Raw genomic sequence first — 16250 nt, 5'->3', positions numbered from 1 at the left:
CAACGCGGCGGTCAGGCGATCTGCCGGAGGGCTTCGTACAGTACGATGCCGACCGAGGTGGCGAGGTTGAGCGAGCGCACCTGACGGTTGGGCATCGGGATGGTCAGGCAGCGCTCCCAGTTGGCGCGCAGCAAATCTTCGGGCAGCCCGCGCGTCTCGCGGCCAAAGACCAGACAATCATTCGGCGCGAACTGGAAGTCTGTATAGCGGCGCTCGCCTTTGGTTGAAAGGTAAAGGAACCGGCATTGGGGCAGGGAAGCATAGAGCGCCTCGACATCCATGTGATAGCGAATCTCGACCTCGCTCCAGTAATCGAGCCCGGCACGGCGCACGGCTTTTTCGTCGGTGCGAAAGCCGAGCTTGCCGACCAGGTGCAGCGGCGTGTAGGTGGCGGCGCATAGCCGCGCGATGTTGCCGGTATTCGGCGGAATCTCGGGCTCGATCAACGCCACGTGCAACCTTGAGCTGTGAATGTCGCCGGTGTTGGGAGTGTAGCTCACCTTACTTTTTACCCTGACGGTCAGCATCGGAAATGCGCTTGAGCGCCTGACGCAGAATGGCCTTGTGGTCAAAAGCGAGGCGCGGCGGACGCGAGGCTGAATGCCAGCGCGCCTCGTCGGCGTCATCGGCTCCGGTGGCCTGGACACGGCTATCGAGCAGGCCGATGAAGACGATGCTGATGGTGTGGCTGCGCGGGTCGCGGCCCGGGTCGCCGAAAGCGCCGAGTTGTTCAAGGCGAACGCCTTCCAATCCGGTCTCTTCTTTCAACTCGCGCGCCGCGGCCTGTTCCAGCGCTTCGTTTTGATCAACAAAACCGCCGGGAAAGGCCCAGTCGCCTTTGAACGGCTCACGCGCCCGTTTGATCAACATCACCTCAAGGCGTTCACCGGCGCGGCAAAACAGAATCACGTCCACGGTCACCGCGGGGCGCGGGTATTCATAGCAATATGGTTTCTTCGAAGCGGCCTGTTTGGCATCTGATTTGTCGGATGCCGCCTTGCGGCTTTTCTTGTTGGCTGTGGTCACGATCACCTCGAATAAGTTTTGCTCGATGCCTGACAAGCGTCCATCAAGACAGAATTCTTCTTAAAGGTTCTTGTGGTGGGCGTCAAGTGGGGCCGGACGAATGGCAACGCGGAAAGAAATAAATAGGCGGGCCGCGCGGCCCGCCTTCTTCGGAGGCAGTGTTGATGATCGAGGGCAGTTGGTTCTAGCTATGGTTCAATCGTTCGACTCGACGTAGATGAAAACCTATTCGTGCGACGCCGCCGACCGTGTGCCTTCGCCACTGATGCTGCGCGTCAGCAGGCGAATCTCGACGCGGCGATTCTGGGCACGGCCAGCCCGCGTGGTATTGTCGGCCACCGGGCGAACTTCGCCAAAGCCGAGAATGCGCATGCGGAACAAAGGAATGTTGTGCTGTTCGGCAAGGTAACGCTGTACGGCGTTGGCGCGCTTCTGCGTCAACTGGTTGTTGTATTGATCGCTGCCGGTCGCATCGGCGAAGCCTTCGATTTCGAGGACAAAGTTCTGGCGGTCTTTGATCTGCGCCGCCAGTTGATCGAGCGCGGCTCTGGCATCGGGGGTGAGCTGGTAGCTGTCGAACTTGAAATTGACCGACGCGGTATTTTGCACGCTGTACTTGTCAACGTTGTTGCGCAGATCGCTTACCGACTGGTCAGCAGAATTGGCGCGCGTGTTGGCTTCGTTAGCCCGCGACAGCGCCGTGTCGGCTTGCGACTGCGCCCGGTCGGCGCGACCGCGAACGTCGTTAACGTCGGTGCCGAGTTGACCGATGTCCTGGGTGTTGCGACGTGACGTTTCTTCAAGGGAGCCGGCGCGCTGTTCGAGCGGCGTCATGCGTTCGTTGATGCGGTTGCGAGCATATTTCTTGGTCGCGCAGCCGACCGAACCGAGGGTTAATAAAATGCTCAAAGTAAATAAGCCTGCGACTTTCATCTTCATCGTTAAATCTCTCACTAGCTCAAAGATAATTGGCGATGCGGAGCTGACTCCGCATCGCCAATTGTGGTTGCCGTCCTCACCCCGGCAACCGCAAATAGAGACCGGAAATGATATTCCATCACCCGTATCTCTGCCCCACGGTTGCTTCTGCAACGAGCGTGCCGATCTATGCGGCGCGCAAAATCGAGCAAATAAAGCCGCTAACGTGCCTGCCCGCGCGCGCCACAAGTAAAGATTACCGCCGCGGCGTGTAAGAATTTCCACGGCGCACAAATGATGAAGGCTTGCTGCGCGTTGCTATCAACGGCGCGCGGCAAGCCTTCGCGATGGAGTGAGATGCGGACTTAAGGATTACGCTTCTGCTGATCGTGTTTCTGTCTGTAGATGCGACGGCTGGTGCGATTCTCGCGGCGGTTCAAGTGCCGGCGCTCGCGCCTCGTCACTTTGCCGTCAGCTTTGGCGGCACGTTCTTCGGCGCGGGTCACGCGCTGCTGCCGGCGGAGACGGTGAGCTTCTCTCTTAGTCAGTTCACCGCTGCGCACGCCATGACGGATGCGCCGTTGCTGACGATGCTCGCGCTGGTCAACGCGCGGCGTGTTCTGCGCCGAGGCGGCAATGCTCAAGCCAAGCGCGAAAACGGTGATCAATATCACACTAACGATCTTCCTCATGCGATCCTCCTGAATGGATTGAAATAGAGTTGTTGGTGAAGCGCGGCTGAACAAGGATTCATCAGCCGCGCCGTGAAGTCTATGCGCAACGCTGACCGGGCGCAACCTGAGGGCGCCAAGTCAACGCCGAGCATACCCGTGATAATTATGGAAGGCGGTCCTGACCATCGTGCTTCTGACGATAGATGTCACGGCTGGCGTGATCGAGCATGCGGTCGAGGTGGCGACGCTCGACGCGGCTGACGTGACCGTCTGACCTGGCATACCATTCATAGCCGCGGATTCTTCCTTGCTCGGCTTCGAGGTGCGCCGCCTCGCGGCGCGTCAGCTCGCCGCTGCGCATACCCTGGCGAATGCGCTGCTGTTCTTGACGCTCGCGCCGGTTAATATAAGGCGGGCCCGCAAGCGCCGTGACGCCGAGCCCGGCAATGAGCAACGCTGCTGACATAAGACTGACAATCTTCTTCATACGTTCTCCCTTCGGTTTCCCCGAAGCAGTCCGCTGATACTGGATAAGACAGCGAGCGCCGCCCGAAGGTTTGAGAAATTGTTGTGAAAAATTTATGCGGCCATGAAAAAAGGCGGTGCGCTTTGCCGACCGCGAAGTCATCGAAGCACACCGCCGTCATTGAACGGAGGACACATTGGTTATGCGAATTCCGCCATACCAAAACGGTCTGCCGCGCCGAAGCGTGGCCAAACCGTCGCGCTGGCGATATGGTTAAGAGCGCTGCGTGCCGCCGGCAGTCTGGAAAAATCTTCGCCGCGCGGCAAGCGGAACAACGCGCCGCCGCCGGCGTGCATCTTTAAGCCGCCGAGTTGAAAGGGGTGATCCCGGGCGAATTTCACAATCAACGGTGAACGATGACGCAACTGTTTCGCACTCTCCCAGCCTTCTTGCTCGCCGTGAGCGTAATGATCGCGGCGGCTTGCGCGCCGAAAGCCATGCGGGCCGACTACGCGCAGTCCTTAAGCGTCGAAGTCAGACCGGCGCTGCGGCCCATCATCGAAAGCGCGCTTGAGCAGACCACACAGACGACCGTCTATGATCCAGCTTACATGAAGCTCGCCTATCCGGGCGGTGATCTACCCATCGAGCGCGGCGTCTGCGCCGACGTCATCGTTCGCGCCTTTCGCAAAGGCGGCGTGGATTTGCAGAAGGAAGTTCACGAAGACATGGCGCGCAACTTTGCGGCCTATCCGAATCGCTGGGGGTTGAAAGCGCCCGACACGAACATTGATCACCGCCGCGTGCCGAACCTAATGACCTACTTCAAGCGGCGGGGCAAGTCGCTGCCGATCACCGAGCGCGCAAAGGATTACGAGCCGGGTGATGTCGTGGCCTGGGACCTGGGCGGCGGGCAAACGCATATCGGCATCGTCGTCAACCGGCGGGCGCGCGACGGCGAGCGCTACTATGTCGTCCATAACATCGGCGCGGGGGCGCGGCTCGAAGACGTCCTTTTCGCCTGGCGACAGATTGGCCACTACCGCTATTTCTGAAGCGCGCAATTTCTCAACGGAATGATTGAGGGAAAACAAAATGGCCGTCCTGCGTGGCAAGTGGGGGAGCCCGGCCCAAGGTATGAGATGTTTCGAACATCGTCAGCCTAACCGGTTTGCTTGCCGACTGTCAAGAAGCTACGCCTGAAATCACCCATTGCCGAGGGCCGCTGTTCGACAGAGATTACGGCTCATGCCATAATGTTTTGACGATGCGAGCGATGCTTAACAAGGTGTGCGCGGCACTATTATTGGTGGCGCTGATGATTGCTACCGCCGAGGCTTCGGATTGGGAGCGCGGCGTCGCGCTTTATAACAAAGGCGACTATGCGGCGGCGCTCGCCGAGTTTCAAGACCTGATCACCGACCGCCCAGACGCCGCAGGGGCGTGGTATTACATCGGCCTCTGCGAGTATAAGCTGAAGCATTACGACCGCGTCGAAACGCCGATGACGCGCGCCCTCGACCTTCTCGATGTGCAGGCGCCGGCAAGCGCCGAGATCGCCGGCGCGTGGTACACCATAGGCATCTCGCACTACCTGGCGGGGCGTTACGAAAAGGCCATCGAACCGCTCAAGCGTTACGTCGAGCTGAACACCAACGCCAAGCGCGAGGTGGATGCCGCCGCGCGCATGGCGCTCGGGCGAGCTTACTATGAGCTGGCTCGCTTTGATGAAGCGGAGGCAGCGTTCGCGGCGGCGAGCAGCAAGGGCGGTACCTCGGAAAAGACAAAAGACGCCGGTGTGAGCTATTACTATCTCGGCGCGATCTACTTCAAGCGCGAAGACGACGACCGCGCCATCGCCGCCTTGCGCGAAGCCCTCAAAGCCAACCCCGAAGAGATCGCGGCTGCCGACTTGTTAGCGGAGAGCCTGATTCGCAAAGCGCGCAAGACCAACGCCAATGCTTTATGGCAAGAGGCGGCGGAAGTCGGCGAAAAGTTGCGCGCCCTGCGTGACGATGAAAAGACGGCGGGGGTTCTGGGCCGCGCCTATTTCAGCCTGCGACAATTTGACAAGGCGGTCGCGCCGCTGGAAAGGATCGCCAGGGCCAACACCGACAACGGGCAGGCGTGGCTCTTTTATGGCATTGCGCTATCGCGCAGCGGCCAGCTGCGCAAGGCGATGGAAGCCCTGGAGATCACCATTCAGTTGTTGCCCGATTCCGTCGCGGCGCTGTCAGAGCTGGGGTATGTCTACGAGAGCGACAAGCAGTATCAGCAGGCATTGCGGATTTACGAGAAGGCGTTTGCGGCGACGGGTGATCCGGCCATTAAAACCAGCGTCGAGCGCGTGCGCGCACTGGCCTCGCAACGGCCCTGAAGCGGGGACGGAAGAGAAGGGCGAAAGCAGAGGCAGAGGAGAGCGTGAGCGAATCGCAAGTGCTGTGTCTCTCCTCTACAGCTTTTCCCTCTGCTCGCGTCTAGGATGCGGGCTTACTTTGACGAGAACGAATCAATCGCCTCGGTTTCCGCGTCATAGGTATCGAAGACGGTGATGAGCTTGGTGATCGCCAGCAAATCTTGAATGCGCTTGGTCAGGCTGACGAGCTTCAACTGCCCGCCCTCGCGCTTCGTCGTGGTGTAGCTGCTGATGAGCGCGCCCAGCCCCGCCGAATCAATGTAGCTGACGTCGCCGAGATTCAGCAGAATCTTGCGTTGACCGTCAGCCAGCAGGTCTTTGATGCGCTCGCGAATCTGTCCATCGCCTTCGCCGAGCACGATCTTGCCCGATAGATCAAGTACGCTCACCCCATCAACTACTCGCTCTTTGATATCCATAGCTGCCTCCTAAGCATGTGTCCAGGTTGCTCAACTTATCATAGCAAATCCGCATCGTCAAAGTTAGTTGTGCGCCCGCGCGCTTGCGGCTGCCGATAATTCCTCAAACGGCAGAGCTTGTCTGATTGAGCGCGGCGGCAAGCTTGACAACAAGCCGCTCAGTCCGATAGGCTTACCCTTTTCTGTAGAGACGTTTATCGAGAGGTGTAGGCAATGCCGAAGAGAACTTTTCAACCGAACAATCGCCGCCGCGCCAAGACGCACGGCTTCCGCGTCCGCATGAGCACGAAGGGCGGCCAGCTCGTCCTCAAACGCCGCCGCGCCAAAGGGCGCAAGCGTTTAACGCCGGCGCACTACTAAGCCGTTGCCAGTTATCAGGTGTCCGTTGCCGGTTGCCAGACCCATCCGCAACGGGCAACAGACACCTGACAACTACCGATGAAGTTTTCCAAGTCAGACCGCATCCTGAAACGCGACGAGTTCCGCCGCGTCTACGAGCAAGGCCGCAAGCTTCATGGCCGCTACTTCACGGCGTTCGTTCTGCCGAGCCAGAGCGAGCGTCCGCGCCTCGGGATTACGACGACGCGCAAGATCGGCAACGCGGTTGAGCGCAATCGCGCCCGGCGACTGCTGCGCGAGGCGTTCAGAAAAAACAAATGGCTTGTCCCTGCGGGAGTTGATATAGTCATTAACGTCAAGCGGCCATTGGTCGAGGCGGCTTATGGCGATCTGGAAGGCGACTTTATCGCCTTTCTGGCGAGGGCGGGACAGCAGTGAAAGTAGTCTTAATCGCTTTAATTCGCGGCTATCAAATGGTCATCTCGCCGATGCTCCCGCCGGCTTGCAGGTTCACGCCCACTTGCTCTGCGTACACTCTCGAAGCGGTTCGCCGCTACGGCGCGCTGCGCGGCGCTTACATGGGCGTGCGCCGGCTGCTGCGGTGCCATCCGTTTCATCCCGGCGGCTACGACCCGGTGAAATAAGGCGGCTTGCCTTGCTGCAAGCGGTCATAAAATTGTAAGGACGGGCCGGCAGCGCCCGATGTGAATTGATGGAACGTAAACGTCTGTTGTTGGCACTGGTTCTTTCTGTGACCGTGCTCATGGGCTACTCATGGGTGATGAATCGCTTCTTTCCGCCGCCGCCGCCGCAACCCGTTGAAGAGCCGCTAGCGACTTCACCACAACCCTTGCCGACCAATCCGCCGGCGGTTTCGACACCGGCGCCCGCCCCGGTTACCGCCAAAACCAAGCCGCAGGCACCGGCACCGGCACCGGCACCTGTCATCGAAGAGGTGCCGCGCGACCTCATCGTCAACACGCCTTATTGGAAAGTCACCTTGACCAATCATGGCGCGGTAGCGACTTCGTGGGTGATGCATCATTATCGCGACAATGATAAAGATAGACCGTTGCTTGGGGCCGACCGCGGCGACCTGCAACTGATCCCGCAGCCGTTGCCAGAGGGCTTGGATGCGCCGCTTGCCTTGAAATTGCCGGCGCAGCCTGAGCTAGCCGCGCAGCTTAACGCGACAAACTATCAGACCAAAGTCGAAGGCGTCGCCATCAGCGGCAACGAGATCACCATCAATTCCGGCGAGCAGGGCAAGATTATTTTCACCGCGGCAAAGGGCGGAGTCACTTCGACGAAAGAGTTCACCTTCTACGGCAACCGCATGGTCTTTGACGCCAGGGCGAGCGTCACCGGCAGCGAATCGCCGGCGCAGCTTGTCGTCGGATCGGGCTTCGGCGATCAGAGCGATAAAGCCGGCGGCAGTTACAGCACGCCGCCGCAAATCGTCATGTACACAACAGACGGCAGCCGCGAGCAGATGGCCGGCGCGAAGGTCAACCCTGCTACCGCCGCTGCTCATACCTATCAGTGGGCGGGCGTCGTTGATCATTACTTTGCGATGCTGGCGGTGCCCGATCAGCCGGCCGTCGGCGTCACCCCAGCAAACGTGCAAGTCAAGCCGGACCCGAACCAGGCGGCGCATGATTACCCGTCGGTCGCCGTGCCTGCCGCCACCGATGTCCATATCTTCGTCGGGCCGAAAGACCGCGAGCTGCTCGCCGAAGTCGGCCGCGAGCTGCACAGCGCCAGCCTCGGCAACGTGATCGATTATGGCTTCTTCGGCGTCATCGTTCGCCCGCTGATCTATCCGCTGGCCTGGGCCTTGAACTTCTTTGCCGGCATCTTCCACAACTATGGCTGGGCGATTGTTGTCGTCACCATCCTGATCAACCTGGCGATGTGGCCGCTGCGCGCGTCGAGCTCGAAGAAGATGAAGCAGGCGGCCAAACACCAGCCGCGCTTGAAAGAGCTTCAGGATCGCATGAAGAAGCTCAAGGAGAACCCGAAGAAGTACGAGCGCGAGTTACAGCAGTTGCAGCAGGAACAGCTCTCGATTATGAAGGAGGCGAATCCGCTGGGCGGCTGTCTGCCGCTGCTTTTGCAACTGCCGATCTTCTGGGCGGTCTATATGTATCTCGGCATGTCGCTCGACGTGCGCCTGACGCCGTGGCTCGGCTGGATTCATGATCTATCGAAGCCCGATCCGTTCAAGATTCTGCCCATCGTCATGTGCATCTCGATGATCGCTTCGACGAAGTTCACGCCGCAGCCGGCGAGCGCCGACCCGGCCATGAAGATGCAGCGCGTGATGATGACCTGGCTGATGCCGGTCATGCTGACTTACTTCTTCTTCCTGTCGGCGCCGAGCGGCCTGGTGCTTTACTGGATGGTGAGCAACCTGGTCGGCGTCGGCATCCAGCTATTGATCAATAAGCAGGCCAGCGGGCCGCCAGCCGAGGCCGCAGCCGTCGTCTCAAGCAGCGCGCAAAAAGCGAACAAGCAAAAAGGTGGCAAGCCGAAAGCCGGCAAGGATCGCGCCGCGCTGCCCAGCGGCGACCTGTCATAAAACTATCGAGGGTGTGAAGGATGCAAGGGGATATTAATAGCGTCGTAGACTTCATCAATCGCGTGCTCGAACAAAGCGACCTGGACTTGCGGGCGAGCGTCGAGCCACTCGGCGAGGCCGTGCGCGTTCAGGTGCGCGGCGGCGACCGCGCCGTGCTGCTCGGCCACAATGCCGAATTGCTTGAGGCGCTTGAACACCTCGGCAACCGCATGCTGGCACACGTCACCGGCGAAGAGCATCACCTCATCTTCGACTCGGGCAGTTACCGTGCGCAGCGCGAAAAAGAGCTGCAATTGATGGCCGAGAAAGCCGCCGAGCGCGTGCGCGCGACGCGCCAGCCATTCACCTTCGATCCCATGAGCCCGGGCGAGCGGCGCATCGTTCACCTGGCGTTGTCCACAGACCAGAGCGTGCGCAGCGAAAGCCAGGGCACCGGCGACAACCGCAAAGTGACCATCTATCCCGTGAAGTAGGTGTCAGGTGTTGGGCGTCAGGTGCTGGTGGCCCGGTCTCACCCGACCCCCAACACCCGACCCCCGGCACCCGACCCCGTATGTTCCGCAATGACACCATCGCCGCCATCTCGACGCCGCCGGGTCGCGGCGGCATCGGCGTCATCCGCCTGAGCGGCGCGCGCGCCCTCGAAATCGCCTCTGTAATCTTCCGCACAGAAACGTCAACGCCGCTGGACGACGCGGGACGTGTGCGCTTCGGGCGCGTCATTGACCCCGCGACCGGTGAGCCGATTGACGAAGCGCTGCTGACTTATTTCAAAGCGCCGCACTCCTACACCGGTGAAGCGGTCGTCGAGCTGAGCTGTCATGGCAGCCCGGTCATCCTGCGCCGCGTGCTTGATCTGCTCACCGCCTTAGGCGCGCGCATCGCTGAGCCGGGCGAATTCACCATGCGCGCCTTCTTCAACCGTCGCATGGATCTGGCGCAGGCGCAGGCGGTGCGCGATTGCATCAACGCGCAGACCGCGTATCAGGCGCGCGTCGCGACGCGCCAGCTCGAAGGCGCGCTATCACGGCGGCTCGCGCCCATCAAAGACGCGTTGATCGAGGTGATCGTGCATCTCGAATCAATGGTCGAATTCGTCGAAGACGACATCTCGCCCGCCGCCTCGTCGGCCTTGCGCGAGCGGCTTGAGCGCATCAATGAAGGCTTGAAAGCGATGGCCGCCAGCTTCGCCTTCGGGCGCTTCGTCAAGCAAGGCTTCGACCTGGCCATCGTCGGTCGCCCGAATGTCGGCAAATCGTCAGTCTTTAACCGGCTCGTCGGCACCGAGCGCGCCATCGTCACAGAGCTGCCGGGAACCACGCGTGACGCGCTCTACGAAAGCACGTCAATCGGTGGCGTGCCGGTGCGTTTGATTGATACGGCGGGGATACGCGAGACCAGTGACCTGGTCGAAAGCCTCGGCATCACGCGCAGCCGCACGGCGATTGCCGACGCCGATATAACTTTGCTGGTGCTTGATGCGTCGCAACCGCTGACCGGCGACGACGCCGAGCTGCTCGACAGCGTCGCGTTGTCGCGCCGCCTCATCGCGGTTAATAAATGCGATCTGCCGAAGCGGCTGGATGAAGGACTGGAAGCGGCGGGCGATGTGGTAAGGATTTCAGCGCTGACCGGCAGCGGCTTCGATGAGCTGACGGCCCGCCTATTCGCTCGCCTTGGTGGGGAGCAGGGCAGCGAGCGCGACGACCTGATGATCACTGATGCGCGCCAACATGCCGCCCTGACGCGAGCCATCGCCGACATTGGTGAAGCGCGCGACCTGATGATTCAAGGCGAGCTTGAAGAAGTCATCCTGCTGAAGCTGCACGGCGCGCTGCAAAGTCTCGGCGAAATCACCGGCGAAACCCTCACCGAAGACATCCTCGGACAGATCTTCTCGACCTTTTGCATCGGAAAGTAACCGACAATAATCGGCTATCAGAAAGGCGAGCTGCATCAGGCCCTTTCACTGACCTTAAGTCTGTGTCTCCGAATCAAGCAATTCCCTGGAGGGCTGCCTCGGTAATTTGCAATCCTCCGTGGGCAACCTGAGCCACACCTATAACCACGGCAGCGGCAAACTCCACCTCTTTATCAGCATCAAGCAGCCCTGTGACTACCGCCGTATACATAACGCGAGCGATGTATGTCGCCATAAAACTGGTTTCATCTAAAAAGGCGATGGCGCGCGCTTTTCCCTCGGGTTTCTGCGATAGCTCATGAAAATGCCAGCATGTACAGACCAGTGCCGGCAGAACTATAGCCGCATCAAAGCAAGCTCCCATGGCCCGCGGGTCCTTCGGCAGGGCAGCCTTCCAATCTTGACCTGTCTTCCATTTCGATAAGTTTCCTAAAATCAACTGGCCAGGCATGGACCATAGGGCCTTGTTTATAAGGAATAAATAAGACTGAGAGAAACCAAGCCCTTTAGTACCAAAAAAACTACTTTCAATCGGGTACTGCGGTACGAGAGTATTCGCCGCCGCACGCGATCCTCCTCCCACGATGGCCGAAGCCACACAAGCAACTGTCAACGTCGTCGGCACGGCAGCATTCGGAATCTGGGACTCGGAGAAATCAAGAACGGCCGATACCAACCCACATGCGCCGGCTACGGTGTGAAGCGATATGAATACGGCCTCGGCAGTTTCTTTCGACATCGGAATTGGCCCAGCGGCTGTCATCTCCGCTTGAGCTGTGTCCGCACTCTGCAAAGAATGCGCAGCGCCATTAAACGCCGCAACCAGCGACTGAAAATCTGTCGCCCCGATCAAGCGCTTCGTTTCATCATTGTCAGGAAACGGAGCCTTATCTCCCTCTCCGGCGAGCGCCGCTGCGAGTTTGTAGCCGATGGTCACAGGGACCGCCGCGATCCAGCAAAGTATGTCGAGCATCGAAAAATCGGGAATCCCGATTGCGTTCAAAATGTCCGAGATCACAGGAATATGTATGGGACGGTCGAATATATCCATCGCCTTCTTTGCGACGACAGAAAACAGATCGAGCAGTGCGTCAATCACGACTTGTGCGCTTCTTAAAACGGCGTCAACCAGAATCCCCGTCAGGGCCTTGAGGATGTCTATAACGCTCATGTTATGGGCGTTCTGCATGAGCGCTTTCAGTTGATCAAAGGCCTCCCCAAGCCTCTTTTCTTCGTTTAGCAGAGCGTTTTCGAGCACATCCATCACGCTTGACGCCGGGTCAGGCACGGAGGGCGTTGTGTCCTGCGAAGCACTAGTGACATTGCCCTGAAAGTGGTGGCTCAACAGGCTGCCCGGCGCATCCGGGCCATCCGCCTTATTCTGACTGCTCATACGGCCGCTGCCTGCCGTCCCCAGCCCTGGGAACTCTTTGATGCCCGCCCACTTGTTGATTGCCTTTATGGCCGACTCGACCGCGTCATCGAACTCTTTCTTTACCACCGGGATCTGATCGGCCTGATGATCCAGGAATAACTTGGTCACGTTCCTCAAGACATCCTTGGTTCGCTTGAAATCGTCCCACTCGAACAAGTACCGCACAAATTCGATCAGGTCTTCTACGGCAGCCACGATCTTATCGAATGCCCATCGCACGGCGGACACTACGTCCTCAATGACATTTAGCACGCACCGGTAGATTGCTTCGCCGATCTTCACGACGAATTCCCATGCGTCCTCGAACCACCTCACAAGCATCTCCCAGAACGATTCCTGGGGACTCGCAAGTCCCCCTGCTTCACTGGCAGCAACGCGAAATTTAACTTCCGCTGACTTGGCTTCGAGAAATTGAAACAGGTCGCCCGCATCCACCTGTGGCGCGTTCGCGGGAACTGGAAAGCTGTCCCCAAAAACATTCTGCGCCGCACCAAGAGTTGCATTCGGGGCCGGCCCCTTCTTCGGGTCGGCATACACCGATGCGAGGTGCACGTTCAGTTTCGCCACCTGCTCCAGTGTTGCGTCATCAACACCGTCGCGTACGAGGTTACGCGGTGTGGCCTTAACCGGGCCGTTCGGCCCCTTGACATAGCTCACGATTTTGGCGGCCTTTAGCTTGTCTTTCGATTGCAGGTCGGTTGCCTTCTTGAAGGCTTTGTCCATCGGATTGATCGAGGTTTTCCCAGCCGCGTCGTCTGCGACCGAGACGACAAACTGCGTGCCGGTCAACCGCTCGACGGCCTCGACTATCGTGAGGCTGCCTGCCACATCCGTCTTCACATGAATTGCATCAGGCCCTACGATGTAATAAAGGTGATTGATATACACGCTGGTGACGCTGGTCGCTGAAATGGCGATTGTGACGCCGTTGGCAGGCTGATGATCCGCGTCGGTCACCTGAATCCGCGTCGTATAGGAATTGAATTTTTGAGCAGGCGCTTTTGTGTCGGCGGGCGGCAATGTGACGTTGCGCCAGGTCCACCTGCCGGTTCCCGGCGACTTCACCCCAATCTTCAACTCGCTCTCGCCCGTGTGCGCGAATATTGTATTGGCGCTATTGGCCCGGTTCACAAAAGGCGAGACCTGTTCTACGCCGATCAGGATTGGCACCGGAACGCTCCAGGCATCCGGCGTGTTCAATTTGCTGCTGGGGCATGTCGTATAGAAAATAGCGTTGTCTGAGTTCCGTCCCCAGACCATTACGCTATCGCCGTAAGGAAATGCGAACAGGTCTTTGACGCCCTGAAACAGGTGGTACTGGGCGGCGACTTCTGCGGTCGCTTTATTTCTCTGATTCGTGCTCGCAAAGCGGTAGAGCACTCCATTGGCGGTCGCATAGAGATCCGTCGTGTTGTCTGAATTAGCGCATACGGCGATGGCGTCGGCCACCAGGTTTCCTTCGGGTGTCAGCATCAGAGAATCAGTGTCGGGATGACGGTCCGGTCTTATGTCATTGTACAGCGGCGTGTAGATGATCTGCGGGCTACCGTCAATTTGTCCGCTCGTATAAATGCCGTCCACAGTAGCCCCGTCTTTTCTCCCAAGAACGCTCGTGTATTTTCCGGACTCGATGTCAATCGGCACGTCATGCTTATGCCATGCCTGGCCGTCTTGCTTTGCCCTATCAATGTAGTAGCGCACGATCTCCTTGGTTGGGCTGTTTGGGTCACGCACAACGTCCGCAACGATGTACTCTCCGTCGGTCGCCTCGCTGAGAAATATGCCTGCGATCTCTAATCTCGATAGTGAATGCTTAGTGTCATCGTATGGGAAGGCCGTCCATTGGGGCGGATTGATGTTACCTGTCTTCGACAGGCTGAGAACGCTGATATATAGATGATCGTTCGACTGGCCGCTATTGGTTTCCCGCAGCACCATAGCCATATTAATAGAGCCGTCGGCGCGCTGGGCGACCGCGAAGTGCTGGCAGGGCGAGCCCGGAAAGTCCTTGCTCAGATTCACGGCTTTCCAACCGTGGCGCTCGCCGGCCGTCTCGACGGTGACATTAAACGAACCGCCCTCGACGACATCGCCGATAGAGAACAACAGAGCGCCTCCGTCACTCTTCTGAAGAGCCTTAAATTCTTTTTCGGGCGCCATGATTGTCGCCTGCAAGTAGTTCTGCATCAGTTCTGTGGAGTGTTTGATTACATACTTGCCCATGTTCGTTGTTCTCCTTATCGTCAGTTGTTCTTCTGCGGCCTTCAGGGTAAAACGCGTTCTCAAAGTCCGAGGCAATATATTTAACTGGGGTCTGCGTAGGTGATGTGCGCCACCAGGTCCTGGTGGTCGGAAAACACGACATCTTTGAATAAAAATCCCTTACCGCCGGGGAATATGATGCCGTTAAGAAGCGGAACCTGAATGTTGGAAAAGCGAGAGGCTATTATATTCATCACATTAGCTTTGATTGCGTTCATCTGCCCTTGCACCTGTTTCGCGCTTTTCCAATATTGTGGCTCTTGAGAGTTATCTACTTTATTGGATGATGAAGTGGCCGTGAGCCTGTCGCCCGCAGCAGCCAGAGTGAATGTGTCAGTGATCTTTATGTCTACCAGATTCGTGTCTTCGTGTAGAGACTCTAAATATAAATAGTAATGCAAGAAGGTATGCTGCTCAATTGTAATGGTTTTGCCCGCGCAAGTTACTTTCATATCGAATGACGTGTCGACCTTTATCTGGCCGAGAGCATCATGCCATCCAGCACCATCTTGCCCCGTGGCAGAAAACTGCCATTGTAGCAATATTGGCCCCTCCGTAGGCGCCGAAGGAGTAAAGGTTTGCTTCTTTAATCTACCTTTGTTTAGCTGATCCCAACTGTCGAATGTTGTTCTATCCTTAACGAGAAAACCTGCCCACTCCTCAAGACCTTGGGAAATTACGTTCTCGCCGTAAGGAAGAAGGCAGTTACTGTTCACATAACCATCGAGCTGGGATTTGAGATAATGAGCAAGGAGATTCCTGTTGATGACACACACGCCATCAAAGCTATCTGCTTCACTGGGCTCAACCCAATTCCAGGCAAATGGTTTTGCCGGAGGAAGCTGGTGGTCGGTCGCGCAGAGGTAGTTGAGAGTGGCCAGTTTGGGGTCCGTTGACGAAGGGTTCACGCTGAACTCTGTCTGCAAATTCGGGAATGAACCTCCGCTCGCTGGCGTTACCGCAAGGATCTGTGATCCCGCCTTTTTCATCTCGTTAAAATACGTTTTCCCAAAATCTGCGCTCAACGCCTCTAGCGCATGGCCTGTGGGCCCATCAATGGTTGGTTCCGACTCCCGGCCCGCGTTGTTAAAGTCGAACAGAAGGTGCTGGATGGTGAAGTCCTCGGGATTATTCTTGAGCTGTGTCTGAATAGCGGCAGGCAGGTTGCCAAATGCCGGCGCATTTATAAAGGCTTTATTATCTTTAACAGTTTCCTTTATGATCCGCACCTTAAAAGTAAAGATCCACGGCTTGCCCCCCGGCCCTTTCGGCTGCGCGAAGGTCTTGAAAATCGGCTTCTTGTGAGGAATTTGAATGAGTTCGACGAGCAGAAAGTTCTTGCACAGCAGTCGGTAGATGACATGCTCCGTATCAACTCCAGGAGCGGCCAGAGTCACAATGTCGGGTAACTTACTGGCATCGAATCCTTCCGGCAATCCCATGGCCGCCCGGAAGCCGAACATAAAGCCGGCATCATCCAGATTCTTTAAGGCCGTATCGCGTGACGGCCCTGATTCCGGAACACTAAACGGGTCGGCCCCATTCGCTTTTTTCTTGAACGCTTCATAGTCAATCTGCTCCGGGTCTCCGTTGTCGTCGTAGATATAACAGACATTCACGACTGGCTGCTTTGTTCTAAGAAAGGCTAAAGCTGTCGCGTTGATGCTGTCCTGGGTGACGGCCACGACATAGTCGTAACCGTATTCACGTGAAGAAAGAAAAGACTGAGAAGCGCCCATAATATGTTCCTCCGTATTGTTCGAAGATGGTTGATTCTTACGCAATGATCCTAC

The 16250-nt window shown here is 57.8% G+C and carries 17 protein-coding genes; 9 read left to right on the top strand and 8 right to left on the bottom strand.

All coding sequences use genetic code 11. The features are described 5' to 3' along the window. Positions 1-11 precede the first annotated feature (11 nt). The 3 genes from VJ464_12385 to VJ464_12375 all read right to left on the bottom strand — a co-directional run bounded on the left by VJ464_12385 (position 12) and on the right by VJ464_12375 (position 1965). A complete protein-coding gene (locus VJ464_12385) occupies positions 12-500 on the bottom strand; it encodes a tRNA (cytidine(34)-2'-O)-methyltransferase (GenBank protein HKQ05925.1) in 489 nt (162 codons plus the stop codon). Position 501: 1 nt separating this feature from the next. Beyond that, positions 502-1026 carry an NUDIX hydrolase gene (locus VJ464_12380; GenBank protein HKQ05924.1) on the bottom strand — a complete coding sequence of 175 codons (525 nt, stop codon included), beginning with the start codon at positions 1024-1026 and terminating at the stop codon, positions 502-504. Between the two features lie 225 nt (positions 1027-1251). Then, positions 1252-1965 (bottom strand): OmpA family protein, encoded by a 714-nt coding sequence (locus tag VJ464_12375; GenBank protein HKQ05923.1) that lies wholly within the window; start codon positions 1963-1965, stop codon positions 1252-1254. A 419-nt stretch (positions 1966-2384) separates the two neighbouring features. On the opposite strand from VJ464_12375, the gene VJ464_12370 reads away from it, so the two are divergent. Continuing rightward, positions 2385-2663, top strand: coding sequence for a hypothetical protein (locus VJ464_12370; GenBank protein HKQ05922.1), 279 nt, complete (start codon positions 2385-2387; stop codon positions 2661-2663). 118 nt (positions 2664-2781) lie between these two features. Here VJ464_12370 and VJ464_12365 read toward each other — a convergent pair whose 3' ends face one another. Both VJ464_12365 and VJ464_12360 read right to left on the bottom strand, forming a co-directional pair. After that, positions 2782-3105, bottom strand: coding sequence for a hypothetical protein (locus tag VJ464_12365; protein HKQ05921.1), 324 nt, complete (start codon positions 3103-3105; stop codon positions 2782-2784). A gap of 179 nt (positions 3106-3284) precedes the next feature. Continuing rightward, on the bottom strand, positions 3285-3509 hold the full coding sequence (locus tag VJ464_12360) for a hypothetical protein (protein HKQ05920.1): 225 nt from the start codon (positions 3507-3509) through the stop codon (positions 3285-3287). Here VJ464_12360 and VJ464_12355 point away from each other — a divergent pair. Together VJ464_12355 and VJ464_12350 are read left to right on the top strand one after the other, a co-directional pair. Then, on the top strand, positions 3501-4139 hold the full coding sequence (locus VJ464_12355; protein ID HKQ05919.1) for a DUF1287 domain-containing protein: 639 nt from the start codon (positions 3501-3503) through the stop codon (positions 4137-4139). The genes VJ464_12360 and VJ464_12355 overlap by 9 nt on opposite strands. Before the next feature lie 221 nt (positions 4140-4360). Next, complete coding sequence (locus VJ464_12350; GenBank protein ID HKQ05918.1) at positions 4361-5461, top strand: tetratricopeptide repeat protein; 1101 nt, start codon at positions 4361-4363, stop codon at positions 5459-5461. A gap of 113 nt (positions 5462-5574) precedes the next feature. Here VJ464_12350 and VJ464_12345 read toward each other — a convergent pair whose 3' ends face one another. Next, a complete protein-coding gene (locus tag VJ464_12345) occupies positions 5575-5919 on the bottom strand; it encodes an STAS domain-containing protein (protein HKQ05917.1) in 345 nt (114 codons plus the stop codon). 213 nt (positions 5920-6132) lie between these two features. Here VJ464_12345 and rpmH point away from each other — a divergent pair, with 213 nt between their 5' ends. From rpmH to mnmE, 6 genes are all read left to right on the top strand, one after another. Further along, positions 6133-6279 carry a 50S ribosomal protein L34 gene (gene rpmH, locus VJ464_12340; protein ID HKQ05916.1) on the top strand — a complete coding sequence of 49 codons (147 nt, stop codon included), beginning with the start codon at positions 6133-6135 and terminating at the stop codon, positions 6277-6279. A gap of 78 nt (positions 6280-6357) precedes the next feature. Further along, a complete protein-coding gene (gene rnpA / locus VJ464_12335; protein HKQ05915.1) occupies positions 6358-6696 on the top strand; it encodes a ribonuclease P protein component in 339 nt (112 codons plus the stop codon). Beyond that, on the top strand, positions 6693-6902 hold the full coding sequence (gene yidD, locus VJ464_12330; protein HKQ05914.1) for a membrane protein insertion efficiency factor YidD: 210 nt from the start codon (positions 6693-6695) through the stop codon (positions 6900-6902). The genes rnpA and yidD overlap by 4 nt, the downstream gene beginning before the upstream one ends. 68 nt (positions 6903-6970) lie before the next feature. Next, positions 6971-8839 carry a membrane protein insertase YidC gene (gene yidC, locus VJ464_12325; protein HKQ05913.1) on the top strand — a complete coding sequence of 623 codons (1869 nt, stop codon included), beginning with the start codon at positions 6971-6973 and terminating at the stop codon, positions 8837-8839. A gap of 20 nt (positions 8840-8859) precedes the next feature. Further along, positions 8860-9312 (top strand): R3H domain-containing nucleic acid-binding protein, encoded by a 453-nt coding sequence (locus VJ464_12320; protein HKQ05912.1) that lies wholly within the window; start codon positions 8860-8862, stop codon positions 9310-9312. Between the two features lie 80 nt (positions 9313-9392). Next, entirely contained in the window at positions 9393-10760 is a 1368-nt protein-coding gene (gene mnmE, locus VJ464_12315; protein ID HKQ05911.1) for a tRNA uridine-5-carboxymethylaminomethyl(34) synthesis GTPase MnmE, read from the top strand. A gap of 73 nt (positions 10761-10833) precedes the next feature. Here the strand turns inward: mnmE and VJ464_12310 are convergent, their stop codons facing one another. Both VJ464_12310 and VJ464_12305 read right to left on the bottom strand, forming a co-directional pair. Beyond that, a complete protein-coding gene (locus VJ464_12310) occupies positions 10834-14418 on the bottom strand; it encodes a hypothetical protein (GenBank protein HKQ05910.1) in 3585 nt (1194 codons plus the stop codon). Positions 14419-14498: 80 nt separating this feature from the next. Further along, positions 14499-16196, bottom strand: coding sequence for a hypothetical protein (locus tag VJ464_12305; GenBank protein ID HKQ05909.1), 1698 nt, complete (start codon positions 16194-16196; stop codon positions 14499-14501). Positions 16197-16250 lie beyond the last annotated feature (54 nt).

Source organism: Blastocatellia bacterium (assembly GCA_035275065.1).
In the GTDB taxonomy this organism is placed as follows: Bacteria; Acidobacteriota; Blastocatellia; order UBA7656; family UBA7656; genus DATENM01.
This window is presented reverse-complemented; position numbering and strand designations above follow the sequence as displayed.